The following is a 20,180-nucleotide window of genomic DNA, read 5'->3' on the forward strand; positions in this document are numbered from 1 at the left end:
CTTACTCCTTCTTCAGGGCATGCAGCGCGCCCAGGCTTTCGGACATGGTCGGCAGCTGCACCGTGACCGCACCGGCCTGCGCCTGCCGCAGCAGCGTCAGCACCCCCTGCACGCGACGCGACTTGGTATCGAAATAGCGGCCGATCATCGCCTGCGCGGCGGCCAGGTCGTTGCGGAACACGGGCTCGTTGCGCGACAGCAGCGCCAGGCGCGCATTGAGCAGGCGCAGCTTGACGTTCTCGCGCAGGAACCAGCCCTGGTCGCCGGACAGCAGCAGCGCCTCGGCGTCGTCAACCTTGCGGATACGGATCACCTGCGCCAGTTCTTCGCGCAGGTAGTCCCACAGGCGGGTGAACCAGCCCGGACCCGCGCCATTGGCGGCAGCCGGGGCGCCGGCGCCATTGCCGGCGGCGCTCTTGCGGGCATCGGCCTCACTGCGCTCGAGCATGCGCTCGCTGGACAGCAGCGGCAGCGCGTCGACCTGGTTGATGGCCTCGTCCAGCTTGATCGCGGCGCCGGTCAGGTCGGTGTTTGGCACCGCCTTCATGCGCGCGACGTCGCGCGCGATCGCGCGGCGCAGCAGGTTGTACTGCGGCTTGTCAGTGCGCGCCAGGCGCGCGTCGGCGCTTTGCAGCGCGGCCAGAGCCACCTGCACGTTGCCGGTCAGCTGCAGCTGCTGGCCGGCGCTGGTCAGCAACTGCTGGATCTCGGCGATTTCCCAGTCGTCGCGGTTGCGCATCAGGTCCTGGTAGACCTGTTCCAGCGCCACCTGCTTGTCGCGGGTCTCGCCGACCTGGTTCTCCAGTGCACCGACCTTGGCCTGCAGTTCCTTGACCGTGTCCTGCGCGTTGCGGGTCAGCACGCGCGACTCCTGTACCAGGGCATCGTTGCTTTGCTGGCGGCGCGCCAGCTCGCCGGTCAGGTGGTCGACGCGCTGCTGCAGCCACCAGAAGCCGCCGGCGGTCGCCACCACGAGCACGGCGACCAGGGCCCACAGCGCGGCGGACCGGCGTGCGGCGGCACGGGGAACACCGGCATGGCCGGCGCCCTGGGAGGGCGCCGGTTGCGCCGGCTGCGCCTGGTGGGCAGAGGCCGCGCCAGGCGGCGGCATAGCGGAGGAGGACGTGGTTTCTTGCGTCACGCGTTCGACCTTCGTTGACGTTGCGGGAACTACGGTGGCCGGCACGGCGGCCGGCGGCACTGCCGTTGCAGCCGTCTCAGCGGCCGCCGGGCTGGCTGTCGCCGGAATGCTTGCAGGCGCCGGGCCGGCATGAGCATCGGCCCACTGCAGGCACGCCGCCAGCAGGCCGGCATCGCCCGGCGCGGCGCGCTGGATATGCGCGAAGCCAAGCGCCAGTGCCTGTTCGGCGATTCTCGCATGCGGCGCGATGCACTGCACCTGCCGCAAGGAAGCGTCTTCCTGGGGCGACAGTTGCTGCCGCGCCAGCACGTCAAGGTTGCGCACCGCCTCGGAACTGGTTAGCAGCCACGCATGCGGCGCCGCGCCCGGGCGCAGGTTGTCGCGCACGGCCTGCCACTGCATGGCGCTCGGTTCGGGCAAGGTGCGCTGGTACGCCTCGACGGCCTCGACCTGGGCACCGGCCTCGCGCAGGCGGTCGCCCAGCCAGTCGCGCCCGCCATTGCCGCGGATGATCAGCACCGGCTTGCCGGCCAGCGCGGCCGGATCGAGTTGCGCCCACAGGGCTTCGGAGTCGAAGCGCAGCGAGTCGGTGTCCGGTGCGGCATCGTCAGTGCCCTGCCCGTTCGCGGCAGCGCCCGCGGGCGCGATCACGCGATACGCGGGCGGCGCAATGCCGCGTTCAGCCAGTGCGGCGACGCTGGCCGGACCAACCACGGCCACCGGCACCTGCGCCGGCCAGCGAGCCACGGCTGCGCCCTGCACGACGGTCAGCGCGTCGAGCGCGTAGGCGATGGCGTTGGGACTGACGAAGACCACCAGGGCAAAGGTATCCAGCCGCGCCAGTGCGGCGCGCAGCGGCGCGTCGTCACTGGCCGGGCCGATGGCCAGCAGGGGAAAGCTGAGTACGTCCAGACCCGCGGCCTGCAGCGCCTCGGTCAGTTGCCGGGACTGCCCGGCGGGTCGTGTGACAACGACGGTCGGGCGGGGCATAGGCAGCCTCAGGCGGGAGCTTGGGAGCCGGCGGGATCGCCAGAATCGGCCAGCGCCGCGAGGATGGCTTCGGCGCCCTGCGCCAGCAGGTCGCTCGCGCAGGCCTGGCCGAGCGCTTCGGCGGCGGCCAGGTCAGCGGCCGGTCCGGACGCGGCGGCGCGAATGGCGCGCGTGCCGTCGGGCAGCGCGACAAAGGCATCCAGCTTCAGCTGGTCGCCTTCCCAGCGCGCATGGGCCGCCAGCGGCACCTGGCACGAACCGCCCAGCATGCGCGAAACGGCGCGCTCGGCAGTTACGGCCAGCGCGCTCGGCTGGTGGTTCAGCGGCGCCAGCCATTCGGCCAGTTCGGGACGGTTCGCCAGGGTCTCGATGCCAAGCGCGCCCTGCCCCGCGGCCGGCAGCGACACCTCGATCGGGATCAGCGCGCGGATGCGCTCGCCCAGGCCCAGGCGCTTGAGACCGGCGGCAGCCAGGATGATGGCGCCGTATTCGCCGCGATCGAGCTTGCCCAGCCGCGTATCCAGGTTGCCGCGCAGCGGCTTGATCACCAGATGCGGGTAGCGGCTGCGCAGCGCTGCTTCTCGGCGCAGGCTGGACGTGCCGACCACGGTGCCGGCCGGCATCTCGTCCAGCGAGGCATAGGCCGAGGACACCAGCGCATCGCGCGGATCCTCGCGCTCCATCACAGCGGCCAGGGCGAAGCCTGCGGGCAGCTCCATCGGCACATCCTTGAGCGAATGCACCGCGAGGTCGGCCCGGCCTTCGTCCATCGCGAACTCCAGTTCTTTGACAAACAAACCCTTGCCGCCGACTTTGGACAGCGTACGGTCTAGAATCTGGTCTCCGCGCGTGGTCATGCCAAGAATAGACACGTCACACGCGGGATAGTATTGTTGCAACGCAGCACGCACATGTTCTGCCTGCCACAGGGCCAGACGGCTCTCTCGGGAGGCAATGATGAGCTTTTGCGGAAGATTGCGAGACACGACAGCGGTAGAGGAAGACGGGGTGGCAGACGACATTCGTCAATGGTAGCACGCGACCCAATAGCCGCTCCGCATCATTAGATAAGCTTAGAGAGCAAGAGGAGATTGCATGACGCAGCATGCTGCGCGCCCCAACGGCCCGTCTGGTCGGAAGACCGCTCCGGCCGCGAAAGATCCGTCCGCCGCAAAAGGTGACGTAACCGGCGCAACCATCGCCAAACCCACCCGTTCCGCCCCCCGCGCAGCCAAGCGCTCCACCAAGCCCAAGCTTTCGATCGTGTCGAGCAACGGAACCACCATCGCCACTCCCGCCCGCCGCACCGCCGACAAGGACGTGCCGCTGCGCGAGGACATCCGCTTCCTGGGCCGCCTGCTGGGCGAATGCCTGCGCGAACAGGAAGGCGACGCCGCCTTCGAAGTGGTCGAGACCATCCGCCAGACCGCGGTGCGCTTTCGCCGCGAGAACGACCGTGCCGCCGGCGCGGAGCTGGACCGCCTGCTCAAGCGCCTGTCGCGCGACCAGACCAACCAAGTGGTGCGCGCCTTCAGCTATTTCTCGCACCTGGCCAATATCGCCGAGGACCAGCACCACAACCGCCGCCACCGCGTGCACGCGCTGGCCGGCTCGCCGCCGCAGGCAGGCAGCCTGCAGCACGCGCTGGAGTCGATCGACGCCGCCGGCGTGACCGGCAAGCAGTTGCGCAAGTTCCTGGACGAGGCGCTGATCGTGCCGGTGCTGACCGCGCACCCGACCGAAGTCCAGCGCAAGAGCATCCTGGACGCCGAGCGCGAGATTGCCCGCCTGCTGGCCGAGCGCGACCTGCCGATGACCGCGCGCGAGCGCGAGCACAACACCGCGCAGCTGCGCGCCAAGGTCACCACGCTGTGGCAGACCCGCATGCTGCGCGACGCGCGCCTGACGGTGGCAGACGAGATCGAGAACGCGCTGTCGTACTACCGCACCACCTTCCTGCGCGGCATCCCGCAGCTGATGAGCGAGCTGGAAGAAGACATCGCCGCGGTGTTCCCGACCACGCGCAAGCGCAAGGGAACCCCGGGCGCCTCGGGCACGAAGGCGGCACCGCTGGCGCCGTTCCTGCAGATGGGTTCCTGGATCGGCGGCGACCGCGACGGCAATCCGAACGTCACCGCCGATACGCTTGAACATGCCGCCAGCCAGCAGGGGCAGATGATCCTGGACTGGTACCTCGATGAAGTCCATGCGCTGGGCGCGGAGCTGTCGATGTCGACGCTGATGGTCGATGCCAGCCCGGAACTGCTGGCGCTGGCCGAGCGCTCGCCCGACCACTCCGAACACCGCGCCGACGAACCCTACCGCCGCGCGCTGATCGGCATCTATGCGCGCCTGGCTGCAACCAGCAAGGCGCTGACTGGGCACGCCGTGCCGCGCCGCCCGGTGGCACCGGCCGAGCCCTATGACAGCGCCGAGGCCTTCGCCGCCGACGTGCAGGTGGTGATCGACTCGCTGCGCGCCAATCACGGCGAGGCGCTGGCCAATGGCCGCATCGACGCCCTGGCACGCGCCATCGCCGTGTTCGGCTTCCACCTGGCGTCGGTCGATATGCGCCAGGTCTCGGACGTGCACGAGGCGGTCATCGCCGAACTGTTCGCCGCCGCCGGCATCGCCCCCGACTACGCCGCCCTGCCCGAGGCGCGCAAGCTGGAACTGCTGCTGGCCGAACTGCGCCAGCCGCGCCTGCTAACGCTGCCGTGGCACGAGTACTCGGAACAGACCCGCAAGGAACTGGCGATCTTCGCCGCCGCGCGCGAACTGCGTGCGCGCTATGGCAAGCGCATCGCGCGCAACTACATCATCTCGCATACCGAGACGCTGTCGGACCTGATTGAGGTGATGCTGCTGCAGAAGGAATCCGGCATGCTGCAGGGCACGCTGGGCAGCAAGACCGACCCGGCGCGCATGGAACTGATGGTGATCCCGCTGTTCGAGACCATCGAGGACTTGCGCAATGCCGCCGGCATCATGCAGTCGCTGCTGGACCTGCCGGGCTTTGATTCGGTGATCGCGCACCATGGCGTCGAGCAGGAAGTGATGCTCGGCTATTCGGATTCGAACAAGGACGGCGGCTTCCTGACCTCGACCTGGGAACTGTACAAGGCCGAGCTGGCGCTGGTGCAGCTGTTCGAGCAGCGCAAGGTCAAGCTGCGCCTGTTCCACGGCCGCGGCGGCACCGTCGGCCGCGGCGGCGGCCCGACCTACCAGGCCATCCTGTCGCAGCCGCCGGGCACGGTAAACGGCCAGATCCGCCTGACCGAGCAGGGCGAGATCATCAACAGCAAGTTCGCCAACGCCGAGATCGGCCGGCGCAACCTGGAAACTGTGGTCGCGGCCACGCTGGAGGCCTCGCTGCTGCCGCAGCAGAACGCACCGAAGGACCTGGACACCTTCGAGGCCGTGATGCAGCAGCTGTCGGACCGCGCCTTCACGTCCTACCGCGACCTGGTCTACGAGACCCCGGGCTTCAAGGACTACTTCTTCGCCACCACGCCGATCACCGAGATCGCCGACCTGAACCTGGGTTCGCGTCCGGCCTCGCGCAAGCTGATGGACAAGAAGCACCGCCGCATCGAAGACCTGCGCGCGATTCCGTGGGGCTTCTCGTGGGGCCAGTGCCGCCTGCTGCTGCCGGGCTGGTACGGCTTTGGCAGCGCGGTCAGGTCGCTGCTGGACAGCGCGCCGGACGACAAGGCCCGCAAGCAGGCCGTGACCACGCTGCGCCGCATGGTCAAGACCTGGCCGTTCTTCTCGACGCTGCTGTCCAACATGGACATGGTGCTGGCCAAGACCGACCTGGCGGTGGCCTCGCGCTACGCCCAGCTCTGCGACGACGCCGCGCTGCGCCGCAACGTGTTCAACCGCATCAGCAAGGAATGGCACCTGACCTGCGAGATGCTGGCCCTGATCACCGGCCACCAGGAACGGCTGGCGGACAACCCGCTGCTGGCGCGCTCGATCAAGAACCGCTTTGCCTACCTCGACCCGCTGAACCACTTGCAGGTCGAGCTGCTCAAGCGCTACCGCTCGGGCAAGGACGGCGATGATATCCGCGTGCGGCGCGGTATCCACCTGACCATCAACGGCGTCGCGGCGGGTCTGCGCAATACGGGCTGATCGACGGCATGCCCGGGGTTTTCTCCCCTCTCCCATTCATGGGAGAGGGGCCGGGGGAGAGGGCAGGCGCTTGCCAGCATGATGGCGCCCGGTTCACCACTTGCCGGACCCTGCGGGAATTTGAATCCCTGCAGTCCTGCCACCGCCCGCCCTCTCCCCCGCCCCTCTCCCGCATGCGGGAGAGGGGAGAAAACACCCGGCAAGCTTCAGTCAATTCACCCCACAAACGCGCCAGGCACCGGATCCTCACCCAGTACTTGCAGCAATATGGCCCAGTGCATCGCCTCGTCCCCGAGGATGCTGCCGGCGGCGCGGGTCAGCTCGCGGTTGTGGAAATTCGGCAGCACGCCCAGGTAGGCGGCGGTGGCACCCTTTTCCAGCCCGGCGGCAAAGCGCAGCACGTCGGCCTGGTTCTTGAGCTGTTCGGTCGGGAAGGCATACTCCGACGGCTTCTTCGCCATCACCGGCGAGCCGCCCAGTTTCTGCACCGTGCCCGCCAGCACCTGCGCGTGTGCCTTGTGGTGGTCCTGGAACTTGACCGCGGTGGCGAGCACCGGCTTTTGCAGCAGGCCGCTTTCCGCGCCCACCTGGTAGGCGGCGATCGCCTGGTATTCCAGCCCGAGCGCGGTGTTCAGGATATTGATGTCGTCCTTGGTGCTGCCCGACTGGGTCTGCGCCCAGGCTGGCATGGATTCCCCGAGGCTGAGGACAGCCAACGAGCCGAGCGCGAACAGCCCCGGCACCTTGAGCAGCCCACGGCGGCGTGCATCGGGTGCGGTAATGATGCGGTCAAGGGTGTCGGTCGGATCCGTCGTGGCGGCAGTCGTGCGCATGCGTTCCATGGTGTTCTCCTTGGTGGGGTCAAAGGCGGGCCGCGGCCCGCAGCCCGGGGCCGCCGTCGTGCGCCTGCCACCTGATACGCACGCCGGCGCCAAACGGATGCAAGGTCGTGCCTATAATCCGGCAACACCCCTTCGAGAGACGCCCCGGTGCCCCCTTCCACGGTGTCCCCTTCCGCCGAGAGCTATGCCGCGCCACCCGGCGCCGAGCGCCTTGCCACCTTGCTCCAGGCCGTGGCCATCGGCGACCGGCAGGCGCTGCGCGGGCTCTATGACCTCACCGCGACGAAACTGTTTGGCCTTGCGCTGCGTATCACTGGCAGGCGCGATTGGGCGGAGGATGTCGTGCAGGAAAGCTTTGTCAGCATCTGGCACCACGCGGGCGACTATCGGCCGCACCTGGCCGCGCCGATGACGTGGATGACCGCGATCGTGCGTAACCGCGCGCTCGACTGCCTGCGCCGGGCAACCGCGGCGCGCGTCGGGCAGACAGTCGAGCTTGACGACGACCTGGGCGAATGGCTTGCCGACGACGCTGCCGGCCCCGCCGAGCTGGCCGATGCCAGCCAGCAGGCACGCGCGCTCAACCGCTGCCTGCAGCGGCTGGACCAGCCACAGCGCCAGGCCATCATGCTGGCCTACCTGCAGGACCTGAGCCACGCTGAACTGGCCGCGCGGCTGCGCGCGCCGCTGGGAACCGTCAAGTCCTGGATCCGGCGCGGGCTGGAGCGGCTGCGCAGTTGCATGGAGGGGGCAGCATGAGGCTCGCCACCCATCCCGAACTGCTCGATCGCATCGCCGCCCAGTACGCGCTGGGCGTGCTGCGCGGCGGCGCGCGCCGCCGCCTGGAACACCTGGCGCGCGAAGAACCGGCGGTGCACGCGGCGATCCACCGCTGGCAAGCCAGGCTGGCGGGCGTGGCTGAGTTGCAGGCGGCCGCCGAGCCGGTCGACAAAGTCTGGTGCGGAATCGAGGAGCGGCTTGGCTGGAAGGTTGCCGAAGATCGGGTCCCGGATCGGGTCCGACCGCCCCGCCCCAGCGACCCTGCCGGCGGCTGGTGGCAGCGCCTGTGGTCTGCCCCCGTCTTCTGGCGCGGCGCCGCGGCGGCGATGGCGCTGGTGGCGGTACTGGCCGTCGGCATCGGCATGCGGCTGGCGCAGCAGGGCGAAACGGCACCGGCCGAAGTCGTTGCCGTGCTGAACGACGACCGCGCCCAGCCGGCCATGCTGGTGTCATGGGATGCCGGCGGGCGCAGCCTCATTGTGCGGCGCCTGGATCACATGACGCTGAGCGAGCAGCAGGTGCTGCAGCTTTGGGCGCTGCCCGCCGGCGGCAAGCCGCGGTCGCTGGGCGTGATCGGCCGGGCGCCGGAAGCCCGGCTGACGCTGGAGCAACGGCCCGCGGGGGTGCCGGCGCTGGCGGTCAGCGTCGAGCCGCCGGGCGGCTCGCCCAGTGCCGACGGGCCAAGCGGCCCGGTGGTCTTCAAGGGACCGGTGATCCACAGCCAGCTCTGACGAACAGCAATGCCGTGCCGGCCGGCGCCGCCAGCGGGCCGGCGGGCGATATAATCGCCGTTTCCCAATTTCTCGCGCCCGCCGCCGTCCGCACGCCGGCGCCTGCCGCGCGAGCCACTGCAGCCGACGTCCATGTCCACCTCCCAACTTGCCAAGAAAGGCGAAGCCTGGTCCGCCCGCTTCTCCGAACCGATGTCCGACCTGGTGAAGCGCTACACCGCCTCGGTGTTCTTCGACAAGCGCCTGGCCCTGTTCGACATCCAGGGCTCGCTGGCCCACGCGGCCATGCTGGCAAAGCAGGGCATCATCGCCGAGGCCGACCGCGCCGAGATCGAGCGCGGCATGGCACAGATCAAGGCCGAAATCGAGGCCGGCGGCTTCGACTGGAAGCTGGACCTGGAAGACGTGCACCTGAACATCGAGGCGCGCCTGACCGCGCTGGTGGGCGATGCCGGCAAGCGCCTGCACACCGGCCGCTCGCGCAACGACCAGGTCGCCACCGACATCCGCCTGTGGCTGCGCAGCGAGATCGACAACATCATCGTGCTGCTGGGCGCCCTGCGCGGCGCGCTGCTGGACCTGGCCGAGCAGAACGCCGACACCATCCTGCCGGGCTTCACTCACCTGCAGGTGGCGCAGCCGGTGACCTTCGGCCACCACCTGCTGGCCTACAACGAGATGTTCACGCGCGATGCCGAGCGCATGGCCGACTGCCGCAAGCGCGTCAACCGCCTGCCGCTGGGCGCCGCCGCGCTGGCCGGCACCAGCTACCCGATCGACCGTGAATTCGTGGCGCAGCAACTGGGCTTCGACGGCGTCTGCCGCAATTCGCTGGATGCTGTGTCGGACCGCGACTTCGCCATCGAATTCTGCGCCGCCGCGGCGCTGGTGATGACGCACGTGTCGCGCTTCTCGGAAGAGCTGGTGCTGTGGATGAGCCCGCGCGTGGGCTTTATCGATATCGCCGACCGCTTCTGCACCGGCAGCTCGATCATGCCGCAGAAGAAGAACCCCGACGTGCCCGAGCTGGCGCGCGGCAAGACCGGCCGCGTCAACGGCCACCTGATCGGCCTGCTGACGCTGATGAAGGGCCAGCCGCTGGCGTACAACAAGGACAACCAGGAAGACAAGGAGCCGCTGTTCGACACGGTCGATACCGTGGTCGACACGCTGCGCATCTTCGCCGACATGGTGCCGGGCATCAGCGTGAAGCCGGAAGCCATGCGCGCCGCCGCGCTGCAGGGCTACGCCACCGCCACCGACCTGGCCGACTACCTGGTCAAGAAGGGCCTGCCCTTCCGCGATGCCCACGAAGCCGTGGCCCACGCCGTGCGCGCCTGCGACAGCCGCCAGTGCGACCTGGCCGACCTGAGCGTGGCCGAGCTGCGCGAGGTCTCGGGCCTGGGCGACAAGGCCGCGCTGATCGGCGACGACGTGCACGCGGTGCTGACGCTGGAAGGCTCGGTTGCCGCGCGCGACCATATCGGCGGCACCGCGCCGGCGCAGGTGCGCGCCGCCATCGCGGCCGCACGCGCGGCGCTGTAAGTTTCGCGTAAGTTCTACGCAAGAAGAAGCCACCGCGGCGCGAGCCCGGTGGCTTTTTCTATTGGCGTTTCCCATTTCGGCGCAATCTCGTCGCCCCTGTAGGTAGTAGCCCCTAGCGCCTGTAAATTTTGTTACAGATAAACTAATCGCCGCAAAAACCGGGGAGACAACCCATGTATTACTTGCTTGGTCTGTCACGACAGATCGACAGGTTGAATCAGCACACTGGCAGGCTTGCAAACATCATGATCCTGCTGTCGTGCCTGATCAGCGCAGGCAACGCCCTCCTGCGCTATGGCTTCAACTTGAGCGATAACTGGCCACTTGAACTGCAGTGGTACATGTTTGCCGTTGCCGTGATGTTTGGCGCCTCTTACACCTTCCAGCGCAACGAGCACGTGCGCGTAGACCTGATCTACGCCAACGTGTCGGAACGCGCGCAGCACTGGATCGACATTTTCGGCATCATTGTGTTCCTGCTGCCCTCGGCCATCCTGTTCACGTGGCTGTCGTGGGATTCCCTGTTTCTGCCCTCGTGGCGCATCCTCGAGCAATCCGGTAATTCCGGCGGCCTGCCGCGATACCCGATCAAGCTGGTGGTGCCCATCGGCTTTGCCTTGCTGGCTTTGCAAGGCGTGTCCGAACTGATCAAGCGCATCGCCGCCCTGCAAGGCCTGGTGCGTATCGAATCGAAATACGAGAGGCCGGTGCAATGATCCCGTTGGAATATATGCCGCCGATGATGTTCGGCGGCCTGGTGGTATTCATGCTGATCGGGTTCCCGGTCGCATTTTCGCTATCCGCGGTCGGGCTGGCCTTCGGTTTCCTGGCCATTCAATGGGGCTATTTCCCCATCAGCTTCCTGCAGGCCGTGCCGAGTCGCGTATTCGGCAGTGTGCTGGCCAACGAGTTGCTGCTGGCCATTCCGTTCTTCACCTTCATGGGCGCCATCCTGGAGAAATGCGGGCTGGCGGAAGACATGCTGGACTCCATGGGCCAGCTGTTCGGCCCGGTGCGCGGCGGCCTTGGCTATTCGGTCATTATCGTCGGCTTTATTCTCGGCGCCATCACCGGCACCGTGGCGGCGCAGGTCATTGCGATGGCGATGATCTCGCTGCCGGTGATGATGCGGTACCGCTACAACATGAAGTACGCCACCGGCGTGCTGGCCGCGTCGGGCACCATCACGCAGCTGGTGCCGCCGTCGCTGGTGCTGGTGGTGCTGGCCGACCAGCTCAAGACGCCGATGGGCAGCGCCGACGTCGGCAGCATGTACCTGGGTGCATGGGGCCCGTCGGTAGTACAGATTGCGCTGTTCGCGCTCTATACCTTCCTGCTGGCGCGCTTCAAGCCCGACTGGCTACCGCCTGTGCCCGCCGAAGCCCGCACGCTGCGGGGCTGGGCGCTCTGGCGCAAATGCCTGCGCGGCATCATCCCCTGCGCGGTGCTGATTTTCCTGGTGCTGGGCACGATCATGCTGGGCATCGCCACGCCGACGGAATCCGGCGCCATGGGCGCGGTCGGCGCGCTGGTGCTGGCCGTGATCCGCGACAAGGCCTTCAGCCGGATCGACCGCCAGGTCTACCGCGTCGGCATCGCCGCCACGCTGGTGGCCGCGGGCGTGGGCATCTTCGCCTTCGGCTCGCATGTGTTCCGGATCCCGCTGGCAGTGGTGTACCTGGTCATCCTCTGGCTGCTGCTGCGCGCGGGCCAGATGACCGAGCTACGCCTGCTGATCGTCGACGCCTACCAGTCAACCGCACGCATCACGGCCATGGTGGTGTTCATCCTGATCGGCTCCACCTGCTTCTCGGTGGTGTTCCAGGGCGTGGACGGCGGCGCCTGGGTGGAACACCTGTTCACCTCGCTACCAGGCGGCTGGATCGGCTTTCTGATCGTGGTGAACCTGTTCATCTTCTTCCTGGCCTTCTTTCTCGATTTCTTCGAGATCGCCTTCATCGTGGTGCCCATGCTGGCCCCGGTGGCCGTGAAGGTGCTGACACCGGTTGTCATGGATTCCATGGGCGGTAACCCCGAAGCTGCCGCCACGGCCGCGCTGGTGTGGTTCGGCGTGATGCTGTGCGTGAACATGCAGACCTCGTTCATGCACCCGCCGTTCGGCTTTGCACTGTTCTACCTGCGCGGCATCGCCCCGAAGGAAGTGAAGAGTTCCGACATCTACTGGGGCGCCCTGCCCTGGGTGGGCCTGCAACTGGTGATGGTGCTGCTGGTGATGTTCTGGCCGGGCATGGTGACCGGACTGCTCGACAAGGGCTCGCTGCACCATAGCAACGCGGCCGAAGTCAGCATCCCGCTTGGCGGGGAGCCAGAGAAACCGGCATCCACGCCAGGAACAGCAGCCCCGCCGGGTTCGCTGGAACTGCCGGGCGCGGCGCCGGCACCCGAGCCCGCGGCACCACAGTTCGAGTTCGAAAAGAAGAACTGATCCGGATCATCGACACAAGGCCCCGCAGCGATGCGGGGCTTTTTCATTGGCGCGGGCCCACCCCGGCGCCGGCGTGCGATTGCGAATCGGCTCATCGACCGGCGCGCTTGCGTGGCCCAGACTGGCCCCTGTGTTCTGCGAACCGATCCCAGGAGAGCCACATGCAAATCACCACACCCTTCGACCGACCCGGCATGGCAACGATGCACCGCCTGCCATCGATACGTAACCGCCGCATTGATAACAATGCTATCATCCCTCCATCCGATGGTGAGGAGGTCAAGATGGCAACACTACTCGTTCGTGGCATCGATGAATCCCTGGTCCAGCGCCTGCGCGAGCGGGCCGTCGCCAACGGCCGCAGCGCCGAGGCCGAGCACCGCGCCATCCTGGCGCAGGCGCTGGGCGGCACGCGCCGGCGCAGCTTTGCCGAGGTGCTGGCCAGCATCCCGGACGTCGGCCAAGACGCCGACTTCGAGCGGACCCAGGATTCGGGCGAGGCGCCGCGTGTATTTGATTGATACCAACGTCATCAGCGAAACGCGCAAGCGCGAGCGCGCCAACCCGGGCGTGTGCGCGTTCTTCCGGCAGGCGGCGCGGGAAGGCGCCGCGCTCTACCTGTCGGCGCTGACCGTGGGCGAGCTCCAGCGCGGCGTTGCGCTGATCCGGCATCGCGGCGATACGGCGCAGGCCGCGGTGCTGGAGCAATGGCTGGCGACGGTGCTGGAGGATTTTGGCCGGCAGGTACTCCCGGTCGATGCCGACGTCGCCCAGGTCTGGGGCCAGTTGCGCGCGCCGCGGCCGGAGCACGCGCTGGACAAGTTCATCGCGGCGACGGCCCTGATCCACGACCTGACCATTGTCACGCGCAATGTGGCGGACTTTCGCGGCACGGGCGCGATGGTGCTGAATCCCTTCACCTAGGCCAAAAATAAAGGGCCCCGCATAGCGGGGCCCTGCTCACGTCAGCGGGACGCAGACTGGCGCTCAGCCGCCCTGCTTCACACAATCGACAAAGTACGCCTTCTGGCCGTCGACCTCTTCCTCGACCAGGCCGTGGATGTCGGTCTCGAAGCCCGGGAACAGCTTGTTGAACTCGCGCGCAAACTTCAGGTATTGCACGATGGTGCGGTTGAAGCGCTCGCCCGGAATCAGCAGCGGAATGCCCGGCGGATACGGCGTCAGCAGGATCGCGGTGACACGGCCTTCGAGTTCGTCCACGGGCACGCGTTCGATTTCGCGGTGCGCCATCATGGCCCAGGCGTCCGACGGCTTCATCGCCGGTTCCATGTCCGACAGGTACATCTCGGTGGTCACGCGGGCCACGTCGTTGGCCTTGTACACGCTGTGGATGGCATCGCACAGGTCACGCAGGCCCATGCGTTCGTATTGCGGATGCTTGCCGACGAATTCCGGCAGCACGCGCCACAGCGGCTGGTTCTGGTCGTAGTCGTCCTTGAACTGCTGCAACTCGGTCACCAGCGAGTTCCAGCGGCCCTTGGTGATGCCGATGGTGAACATGATGAAGAACGAGTACAGCCCGGTCTTCTCGATGATGATGCCGTGCTCGGCCAGGTACTTGGTGACGATGGCCGCCGGGATGCCGCGCTCGCTGAACTCGCCGTCAACGTCCAGGCCCGGGGTGATGATGGTGGCCTTGATCGGGTCGAGCAGGTTGAAGCCGTCGGCCAGGTCGCCGAAGCCGTGCCAGCGCTCGTTGGCCTTGAGCATCCATTCTTCGCGGTCGCCGATGCCGTCTTCGATCAGGGCGTCGGGGCCCCACACCTTGAACCACCAGTCGCCGTTGTTGCCGGCCTCGTAGTCGCCCTCGACCTTGCGCATGGCGCGGCGGAAGTCCAGCGCCTCCTGGATGCTTTCTTCGACCAGCGCGGTGCCGCCGGGCGCTTCCATCATCGCCGCGGCCACGTCGCACGAGGCGATGATCGAGTATTGCGGGCTGGTCGAGGTGTGCATCAGGTACGCCTCGTTGAAGCGGTAGCGGTCCAGCTTGCGCGTCTCGGAATCCTGCACGAGGATCTGCGAGGCCTGCGACAGGCCGGCCAGCAGCTTGTGCGTGGACTGCGTGGCGAACACCAACGCGTCCTTGCTGCGCGGGCGGTCCTTGCCGATCGCATGCATATTGCGATAGAAATCGTGGAACGCCGCATGCGGCAGCCAGGCTTCATCGAAGTGCAGCGTGTCGATCTCGGACGCCAGCATTTCCTTGATCTGCTCGGCGTTGTACAGCACGCCGTCGTAGGTACCCTGCGTGATGGTCAGGATGCGCGGCTTCTGGTTCTTGGCCTTGCTGGCGAACGGGTGGTTGGCGATCTTCCTTTTGATCGTTTCCGGATCGAACTCGCTCTTCGGGATCGGGCCGATGATGCCGTAGTGATTGCGCGTGGGCATCAGGAAGACCGGGATCGCACCCGTCATCATGATCGCGTGCAGGATCGACTTGTGGCAGTTGCGGTCCACCACCACGATATCGCCCGGCGCCACGTTGGCATGCCACACCATCTTGTTCGAGGTGGAGGTGCCATTGGTGACGAAGTACATGTGGTCGGAGTTGAAGATGCGCGCGGCATTGCGCTCCGACGCGGCCACCGGGCCGGTGTGGTCCAGCAGCTGGCCCAGTTCGTCGACCGCGTTGCAGACGTCGGCGCGCAGCATGTTCTCGCCGAAGAACTGGTGGAACACCTGGCCCACCGGGCTCTTCAGGAATGCCACGCCGCCCGAGTGCCCGGGGCAGTGCCACGAGTACGAACTGTCCTGCGCGTAGTCGATCAGTGCCTTGAAGAACGGCGGCGCCAGCGTGTCAAGGTAGACCTTGGCTTCGCGGATGATGTGGCGCGCCACGAACTCCGGCGTGTCCTCGAACATGTGGATGAAGCCGTGCAGCTCGCGCAGGATATCGTTGGGGATATGGCGCGAGGTGCGGGTCTCGCCGTACAGGAAGATCGGCAGGTCCGAGTTGCGGCGGCGCACTTCGTTGACGAACGCGCGCAGTTTCTCGATGGCGGCGGCTTCGGGCTGGTCGTCGTCGCGCACGAACTCGTCGTCGTCGATCGACACGATAAAGCTCGAGGCGCGGCTCGACTGCTGGGCAAACGAAGTCAGGTCGCCGTAGCTGGTCAGGCCCATCACCTCCATGCCCTCTTTCTCGATCGCTTCGGCCAGCGCGCGGATGCCCGAGCCGGAGATGTTCTCGGAGCGGAAGTCTTCATCGATGATGATGACGGGAAAGCGGAATTTCATCGGGCATCCTTCATGGAGGAAACGGGGACTTAAAGGACTTGAGCCACATGGCCGGCGAGAGGTTCCCCGCAGCGGCGACATGTGGCTCTGACGTCAGGTTTGGCGGCCATTCTGGTTGGCCAGCCGACCGGCAAGCGCCGGCATTGTAATGCGCTCAGGTCTTCGGCAGTGTGACACCGTGCTGGCCCTGGTACTTGCCGCCCCGGTCGGCGTACGAGGTCTCGCAGATCTCGTCGCTCTCGAAGAACAGCACCTGGGCGCAGCCCTCGCCGGCGTAGATCTTGGCGGGCAGCGGCGTGGTGTTGGAGAACTCAAGCGTCACATAGCCTTCCCACTCGGGCTCGAACGGCGTCACGTTGACGATGATGCCGCAGCGGGCATAGGTGCTCTTGCCCAGGCAGATGGTCAGCACGCTGCGTGGGATGCGGAAGTACTCCATGGTGCGCGCCAGCGCGAACGAATTGGGCGGGATGATGCAGACATCACCCTTGAAATCCACGAACGACTTCTCGTCGAAATTCTTCGGATCGACGATGGTGCTGTTGATATTGGTGAAGATCTTGAATTCGTCGGCGCAGCGGATGTCGTAGCCGTAGCTCGAGGTGCCGTACGAAACGATCTTGCGTCCGTCCTGCTCCCGGACCTGGCCTGGCGCGAACGGCTCGATCATGCCGTGCTGCTCCGCCATGCGGCGGATCCATTTGTCGGATTTGATGCTCATAAGGTTGGGAGGGTGGACACACTGGCTCGGAGTGCGCCGCATTGTACAACCAATCGGCGCCCGCCCCTCAAGCAAAGGACATCCATGCAAGTGGCTATTACACCACTACATCCTCAGGCAGGCGGTGACGGAAGCGCTCGCGCCCCGTGTAGAGCAGGAAATGCTTGCCGGTGCAGCGCGCGAACAGCGTCAGGTTGACGCGCCGGGCCATCTGGTAGCCCATCTGCGTGACGCCCGAACGCGACAGCAGGAACGGGATTCCCATCTGCGCGCCCTTGATCACCATCTCGGAGGTCAGGCGCCCGGTGGTGTAGAAGATCTTGTCGCCGCCCGTCATGTCCTCCAGCCACATGCGCCCGGCAATGGCATCCACGGCATTGTGGCGGCCCACGTCCTCGACGAACATCAGCAGCTCGGTGCCCTGGAACAGCGCGCAGCCATGCACCGAGCCGGCCTGCTTGTAGACCGACTGCTGCAGCCGGATGGTGTCAATGATGCCGTACAGGGTGTCCTGGTCCAGCATGGCGCCCACCGGCAGGCGGATACTGTCGACTTCGTCCAGCAGCGAGCCGAACACGGTGCCCTGCCCGCAACCGGTGGTCACCACGCGGCGCGCGGTGCGTTCCTCGATGCGGTCCACGCCGTTGCGCGTGGTCACGGCGGCCGACTCGGTTTCCCAGTCGACCTGCACCGCGGCGATGTCTTCGATCGATTCCACCAGCCGCTGGTTGCGCAGGTAGCCCAGCACCAGGTGCTCGGGCGCGCCGCCCAGCGTCATCAGGGTGACCAGCTCGCGCTTGTCCAGGTAGACCGTCAGCGGCCGCTCGCCCGGCAGGTAGGCCGCGCGCACGCGGCCCTGCTCGTCGACGACTTCAACCTCTTCGATCAGGGGAACGGCTGCCTGGGTAAGCTCGGGACGCAGGGTCATGACGAGACGGCTCGGGGTCGCTGGTGAAAGCCCCGAGCGGCATGCATCGGGGCTGGAGTTACGGCGCCTTTGCAGGCGATTGTACCGCGCCGGCCGCGGGCGGTTTGGCGTCGCCGGCAGTGCCTGCCACGGCTGGTGCCGGGGCGGCCGCGGTCGGCGCCACGAAGGGTCCCGGATCGGCACATGGGGCGGTCTGCGCGGGCTCGCGCACTTCCTTGCCCTGCGCCTTGCGGTCGGCGTAGTAATGCGCAGCGGTCTTGTCCTGGGCACGGCACAGCTGGTAGGCGGCGACCTTGTCCGACCAGGCGGCACGCGCCTTGGTCTCGGCGGCCTTGGCCTGCTGGGCCTCGGTCGGCGGCGGCAGCTTGGCCTGTGCGCCCGGGGTATAGGCCGCGAAAGCGGCGCCGGCAGCTGCGGCGATCAGCGTCAGGATGCGTGTCATCGTCGAAGATTCCCGATTTATCGTTGGTAGCCGCTTCAGGCTTCGCCGGGGCTATGCCGCGCCGGGCGCCCCGCGGCGGCATCCGGGCCGGCCGAGCGCTGGGCCGGGATCTTGCCGGCCTTGATGTCGTCGTACCAGAGCTCGTGGTGTTCCTGGGCCCAGGCCTCGTCCACCCAGCCGTCGCGCATGGCGCGGTAGGCGCCTTCCATGCCGATGGTGCCCATGTAGATATGGCCGCAGGCCATGGCGATCATCAGGACGGCGGCGATGCCATGGATCACGTTGGCGATCTGCATGGTGGCGCGGTAGTAGTCCATGCCCGGCACGATCATGTCGAGCACCCAGCCGGACGCCGACAGGACCAGGCCGAACACCACCAGGCCGCCCCAGAACCACAGCTTCTCGCCGGCATTGAAGCGGCTGCTCGGCACGTGCTTGCCGGTCACCAGGCCGCCCAGGCTGGTCACCCAGCGGATGTCGTCACGGCTGGGCAGGTTGTCGCGCACGAAGATCACGAAGGCAACGATGATCGAGAGCGTAAAGACCGGGCCCACCACGTTGTGCAGGTTCTTCAGCAGGTACGTCAGCCAGCCGAACAGCGCATGACCCATCACCGGCAGCAGGAAATGCTTGCCGAACAACATCACGATGCCCGAGACCGCCAGCACCACGAACGAAATCGCCATGGTCCAGTGCACGACCCGCTCGGCCGGCGTGAAGCGTTCGATCATGCGGCCGGTGCGCGGCTCCTTCAGCGGAATGGTGCCGCGCCAGGCAAAGAATGCCAGGATGGCGGCGGGAACCAGGATCACCAGCCAGCCACCCCATACGGTGATCACGCCGTTGCGGAACAGGCGCCACTGCTGGCCGGTGCGCTGGACCAGCACGCCGGCTTCCTTGGCGGGCAGGCTGCTGTAGTGCGCCTGGTCGGAATTGACCTCGCGCCAGACCGGCGCGTTATTGCCCGGCTGCTCCTTCGTGCGCGCCTGCTGCGATTGCGCCTCGGCGGCGATGTCGCGCCTTGGCACGTTGAAGATATTCTCCGAAGCGATGCCCGCGAAAGGCTGTACCGGATGCGTCGCCGGATTATTGGTATCGGCGGCAGCGCCTGCGGCCTGCGGCGCGGAGGCCGCGGTCTGTGCGGATGCGGATGCGCCGGTGCCGGCCATGGCCAGCGCCGCCAGCGCGCCAGCGGCCAGCCATCCCCACCAGCGACCAGCCAGGCCCGCGCGGCACGAAGTCTGCGTCGGCGTCATATGCCCTCCTTCGGGTCATCGATGGCTCGCGCCCGGTTTCCCTGCTGCGCGGTCATTGCGTGCGGTTGTATTCGTTCTGGTTCTGGTTGCGCTGGTGGATCTGGTTCTCCCAGCTGGTCTTGTCGCCCGGCGTCCAGCCCTTGACCACGAACGGGTCGTCAGGCGCGCCCTGGTAGGCCGGCGCGTCCGACTTGCGGTGCGAGGCGCCGATGGTCTGCGGCTTCTCGCTGCAGGCCGCCAGCATGGCGGCGCACAGCGACAGCAAGGCAATCGTGCGGAGGCGGCTCATGACGGCTGGCCTCCCCCCGCGGCAGGTGATGCTGGCACGGCGGGCGCGGCCGGTGCCGCGGGCGCAGCTTGTGCGCCACCCTTGTTCGTGCCGTAGGCAGTGCCCCAGCCAAACACGTCGCCACCCGTGCCGCGCTTGATCACGCGGTTGCGCAGGATGTCGGCAATCACGTCGCCGTCGCCGCCGAGCAGTGCCTTGGTCGAGCACATTTCCGCGCATAGTGGCAGCTTGCCTTCGGCCAGGCGGTTGCGGCCGTACTTCTCGAACTCGGCCTCGCTGCCGTTCTTTTCCGGGCCGCCGGCGCAGAATGTGCACTTGTCCATCTTGCCGCGCACGCCAAAGGTGCCGGTCGACGGGAACTGCGGCGCACCGAACGGGCAGGCATAGGAGCAGTAGCCGCAGCCGATGCAGACGTCCTTGTCGTGCAGCACCACGCCGTCCTCGGTGCGGTAGAAGCAGTCGACCGGGCAGACGGCCATGCAGGGTGCGTCCGAACAGTGCATGCAGGCCACTGAGATCGATTTCTCGGCGCCGACCATGCCGTCGTTGACGGTGACCACGCGGCGCCGGTTCACGCCCCAGGGCACCTCGTGCTCGTTCTTGCAGGCAGTGACGCAGCTGTTGCACTCGATGCAGCGCTCGGCGTCACAGATAAATTTCATGCGTGCCATGGT

At 67.2% G+C, this 20,180-nt stretch carries 18 protein-coding genes; 8 read left to right on the top strand and 10 right to left on the bottom strand.

Features of this window, described 5'->3' with window-relative positions; genetic code table 11:
* Position 1 precedes the first annotated feature (1 nt).
* Both hemDX and hemC read right to left on the bottom strand, forming a co-directional pair.
* Entirely contained in the window at positions 2 to 2,131 is a 2,130-nt protein-coding gene (gene hemDX / locus DN412_RS00955; protein WP_115012796.1) for a fused uroporphyrinogen-III synthase HemD/membrane protein HemX, read from the bottom strand.
* A gap of 8 nt (positions 2,132 to 2,139) precedes the next feature.
* Positions 2,140 to 3,153, bottom strand: a complete 1,014-nt coding sequence (gene hemC, locus DN412_RS00960) for a hydroxymethylbilane synthase (RefSeq protein WP_115012797.1) — start codon at positions 3,151 to 3,153, stop codon at positions 2,140 to 2,142.
* A 73-nt stretch (positions 3,154 to 3,226) separates the two neighbouring features.
* Between hemC and ppc the strand changes: the two genes are divergently transcribed.
* The gene (gene ppc, locus DN412_RS00965; protein ID WP_115012798.1) at positions 3,227 to 6,268 is read left to right on the top strand and encodes a phosphoenolpyruvate carboxylase; all 3,042 of its coding nucleotides are present in this window, start codon (positions 3,227 to 3,229) and stop codon (positions 6,266 to 6,268) included.
* 215 nt (positions 6,269 to 6,483) lie between these two features.
* Here the strand turns inward: ppc and DN412_RS00970 are convergent, their stop codons facing one another.
* Positions 6,484 to 7,101, bottom strand: a complete 618-nt coding sequence (locus tag DN412_RS00970) for a ferritin-like domain-containing protein (protein ID WP_425267390.1) — start codon at positions 7,099 to 7,101, stop codon at positions 6,484 to 6,486.
* A 171-nt stretch (positions 7,102 to 7,272) separates the two neighbouring features.
* Here DN412_RS00970 and DN412_RS00975 point away from each other — a divergent pair, with 171 nt between their 5' ends.
* The 7 genes from DN412_RS00975 to DN412_RS01005 all read left to right on the top strand — a co-directional run bounded on the left by DN412_RS00975 (position 7,273) and on the right by DN412_RS01005 (position 13,536).
* Positions 7,273 to 7,869 carry a sigma-70 family RNA polymerase sigma factor gene (locus DN412_RS00975; protein WP_115012799.1) on the top strand — a complete coding sequence of 199 codons (597 nt, stop codon included), beginning with the start codon at positions 7,273 to 7,275 and terminating at the stop codon, positions 7,867 to 7,869.
* The gene (locus tag DN412_RS00980) at positions 7,866 to 8,621 is read left to right on the top strand and encodes an anti-sigma factor (protein ID WP_115012800.1); all 756 of its coding nucleotides are present in this window, start codon (positions 7,866 to 7,868) and stop codon (positions 8,619 to 8,621) included. Before DN412_RS00975 ends, DN412_RS00980 begins: the two co-directional genes overlap by 4 nt.
* A gap of 132 nt (positions 8,622 to 8,753) precedes the next feature.
* Positions 8,754 to 10,166: an argininosuccinate lyase gene (gene argH, locus DN412_RS00985; RefSeq protein ID WP_078197619.1), complete on the top strand. Its 1,413-nt coding sequence runs from the start codon at positions 8,754 to 8,756 to the stop codon at positions 10,164 to 10,166.
* A gap of 173 nt (positions 10,167 to 10,339) precedes the next feature.
* Positions 10,340 to 10,882, top strand: a complete 543-nt coding sequence (locus DN412_RS00990) for a TRAP transporter small permease subunit (protein WP_115012801.1) — start codon at positions 10,340 to 10,342, stop codon at positions 10,880 to 10,882.
* Entirely contained in the window at positions 10,879 to 12,612 is a 1,734-nt protein-coding gene (locus tag DN412_RS00995; protein ID WP_115012802.1) for a TRAP transporter large permease, read from the top strand. The genes DN412_RS00990 and DN412_RS00995 overlap by 4 nt, the downstream gene beginning before the upstream one ends.
* Before the next feature lie 284 nt (positions 12,613 to 12,896).
* Entirely contained in the window at positions 12,897 to 13,133 is a 237-nt protein-coding gene (locus DN412_RS01000) for a FitA-like ribbon-helix-helix domain-containing protein (protein ID WP_078197624.1), read from the top strand.
* Complete coding sequence (locus DN412_RS01005; RefSeq protein WP_115012803.1) at positions 13,120 to 13,536, top strand: type II toxin-antitoxin system VapC family toxin; 417 nt, start codon at positions 13,120 to 13,122, stop codon at positions 13,534 to 13,536. The genes DN412_RS01000 and DN412_RS01005 overlap by 14 nt, the downstream gene beginning before the upstream one ends.
* Positions 13,537 to 13,599: 63 nt before the next feature.
* Here DN412_RS01005 and DN412_RS01010 read toward each other — a convergent pair whose 3' ends face one another.
* The 7 genes from DN412_RS01010 to fdh3B form a co-directional block, all read right to left on the bottom strand.
* The gene (locus DN412_RS01010; protein ID WP_115012804.1) at positions 13,600 to 15,870 is read right to left on the bottom strand and encodes an arginine/lysine/ornithine decarboxylase; all 2,271 of its coding nucleotides are present in this window, start codon (positions 15,868 to 15,870) and stop codon (positions 13,600 to 13,602) included.
* Positions 15,871 to 16,024: 154 nt separating this feature from the next.
* Positions 16,025 to 16,591 carry a dCTP deaminase gene (dcd, locus tag DN412_RS01015; RefSeq protein ID WP_115012805.1) on the bottom strand — a complete coding sequence of 189 codons (567 nt, stop codon included), beginning with the start codon at positions 16,589 to 16,591 and terminating at the stop codon, positions 16,025 to 16,027.
* Between the two features lie 97 nt (positions 16,592 to 16,688).
* Positions 16,689 to 17,519 carry a formate dehydrogenase accessory sulfurtransferase FdhD gene (locus DN412_RS01020; RefSeq protein ID WP_115012806.1) on the bottom strand — a complete coding sequence of 277 codons (831 nt, stop codon included), beginning with the start codon at positions 17,517 to 17,519 and terminating at the stop codon, positions 16,689 to 16,691.
* A 58-nt stretch (positions 17,520 to 17,577) separates the two neighbouring features.
* The gene (locus DN412_RS01025) at positions 17,578 to 17,961 is read right to left on the bottom strand and encodes a hypothetical protein (protein ID WP_115012807.1); all 384 of its coding nucleotides are present in this window, start codon (positions 17,959 to 17,961) and stop codon (positions 17,578 to 17,580) included.
* 35 nt (positions 17,962 to 17,996) lie between these two features.
* The gene (locus DN412_RS01030) at positions 17,997 to 19,217 is read right to left on the bottom strand and encodes a formate dehydrogenase subunit gamma (RefSeq protein WP_115012808.1); all 1,221 of its coding nucleotides are present in this window, start codon (positions 19,215 to 19,217) and stop codon (positions 17,997 to 17,999) included.
* Positions 19,218 to 19,269: 52 nt separating this feature from the next.
* The gene (locus DN412_RS01035; RefSeq protein WP_078197637.1) at positions 19,270 to 19,506 is read right to left on the bottom strand and encodes a hypothetical protein; all 237 of its coding nucleotides are present in this window, start codon (positions 19,504 to 19,506) and stop codon (positions 19,270 to 19,272) included.
* Positions 19,503 to 20,177, bottom strand: coding sequence for a formate dehydrogenase FDH3 subunit beta (gene fdh3B, locus DN412_RS01040; RefSeq protein WP_115012809.1), 675 nt, complete (start codon positions 20,175 to 20,177; stop codon positions 19,503 to 19,505). Before fdh3B ends, DN412_RS01035 begins: the two co-directional genes overlap by 4 nt.
* Between the last annotated feature and the right edge of the window lie 3 nt (positions 20,178 to 20,180).

This window comes from Cupriavidus lacunae (assembly GCF_003353055.1).
Lineage (GTDB): Bacteria > Pseudomonadota > Gammaproteobacteria > Burkholderiales > Burkholderiaceae > Cupriavidus > Cupriavidus lacunae.

Excerpts from the sequence above, each read along its gene's own strand:
- DN412_RS00995 (WP_115012802.1), top strand. The coding sequence starts at position 10,879 with ATGATCCCGTTGGAATATATGCCGCCGATGATGTTCGGCGGCCTGGTG.
- hemDX (WP_115012796.1), bottom strand. The coding sequence starts at position 2,131 with ATGCCCCGCCCGACCGTCGTTGTCACACGACCCGCCGGGCAGTCCCGG.
- DN412_RS01035 (WP_078197637.1), bottom strand. The coding sequence starts at position 19,506 with ATGAGCCGCCTCCGCACGATTGCCTTGCTGTCGCTGTGCGCCGCCATG.
- DN412_RS01030 (WP_115012808.1), bottom strand. The coding sequence starts at position 19,217 with ATGACGCCGACGCAGACTTCGTGCCGCGCGGGCCTGGCTGGTCGCTGG.
- DN412_RS01000 (WP_078197624.1), top strand. The coding sequence starts at position 12,897 with ATGGCAACACTACTCGTTCGTGGCATCGATGAATCCCTGGTCCAGCGC.
- DN412_RS00980 (WP_115012800.1), top strand. The coding sequence starts at position 7,866 with ATGAGGCTCGCCACCCATCCCGAACTGCTCGATCGCATCGCCGCCCAG.
- hemC (WP_115012797.1), bottom strand. The coding sequence starts at position 3,153 with ATGTCGTCTGCCACCCCGTCTTCCTCTACCGCTGTCGTGTCTCGCAAT.
- DN412_RS00970 (WP_425267390.1), bottom strand. The coding sequence starts at position 7,101 with ATGCGCACGACTGCCGCCACGACGGATCCGACCGACACCCTTGACCGC.
- DN412_RS01025 (WP_115012807.1), bottom strand. The coding sequence starts at position 17,961 with ATGACACGCATCCTGACGCTGATCGCCGCAGCTGCCGGCGCCGCTTTC.
- DN412_RS01010 (WP_115012804.1), bottom strand. The coding sequence starts at position 15,870 with ATGAAATTCCGCTTTCCCGTCATCATCATCGATGAAGACTTCCGCTCC.
- fdh3B (WP_115012809.1), bottom strand. The coding sequence starts at position 20,177 with ATGGCACGCATGAAATTTATCTGTGACGCCGAGCGCTGCATCGAGTGC.
- dcd (WP_115012805.1), bottom strand. The coding sequence starts at position 16,591 with ATGAGCATCAAATCCGACAAATGGATCCGCCGCATGGCGGAGCAGCAC.
- DN412_RS00990 (WP_115012801.1), top strand. The coding sequence starts at position 10,340 with ATGTATTACTTGCTTGGTCTGTCACGACAGATCGACAGGTTGAATCAG.
- DN412_RS01020 (WP_115012806.1), bottom strand. The coding sequence starts at position 17,519 with ATGACCCTGCGTCCCGAGCTTACCCAGGCAGCCGTTCCCCTGATCGAA.
- argH (WP_078197619.1), top strand. The coding sequence starts at position 8,754 with ATGTCCACCTCCCAACTTGCCAAGAAAGGCGAAGCCTGGTCCGCCCGC.
- ppc (WP_115012798.1), top strand. The coding sequence starts at position 3,227 with ATGACGCAGCATGCTGCGCGCCCCAACGGCCCGTCTGGTCGGAAGACC.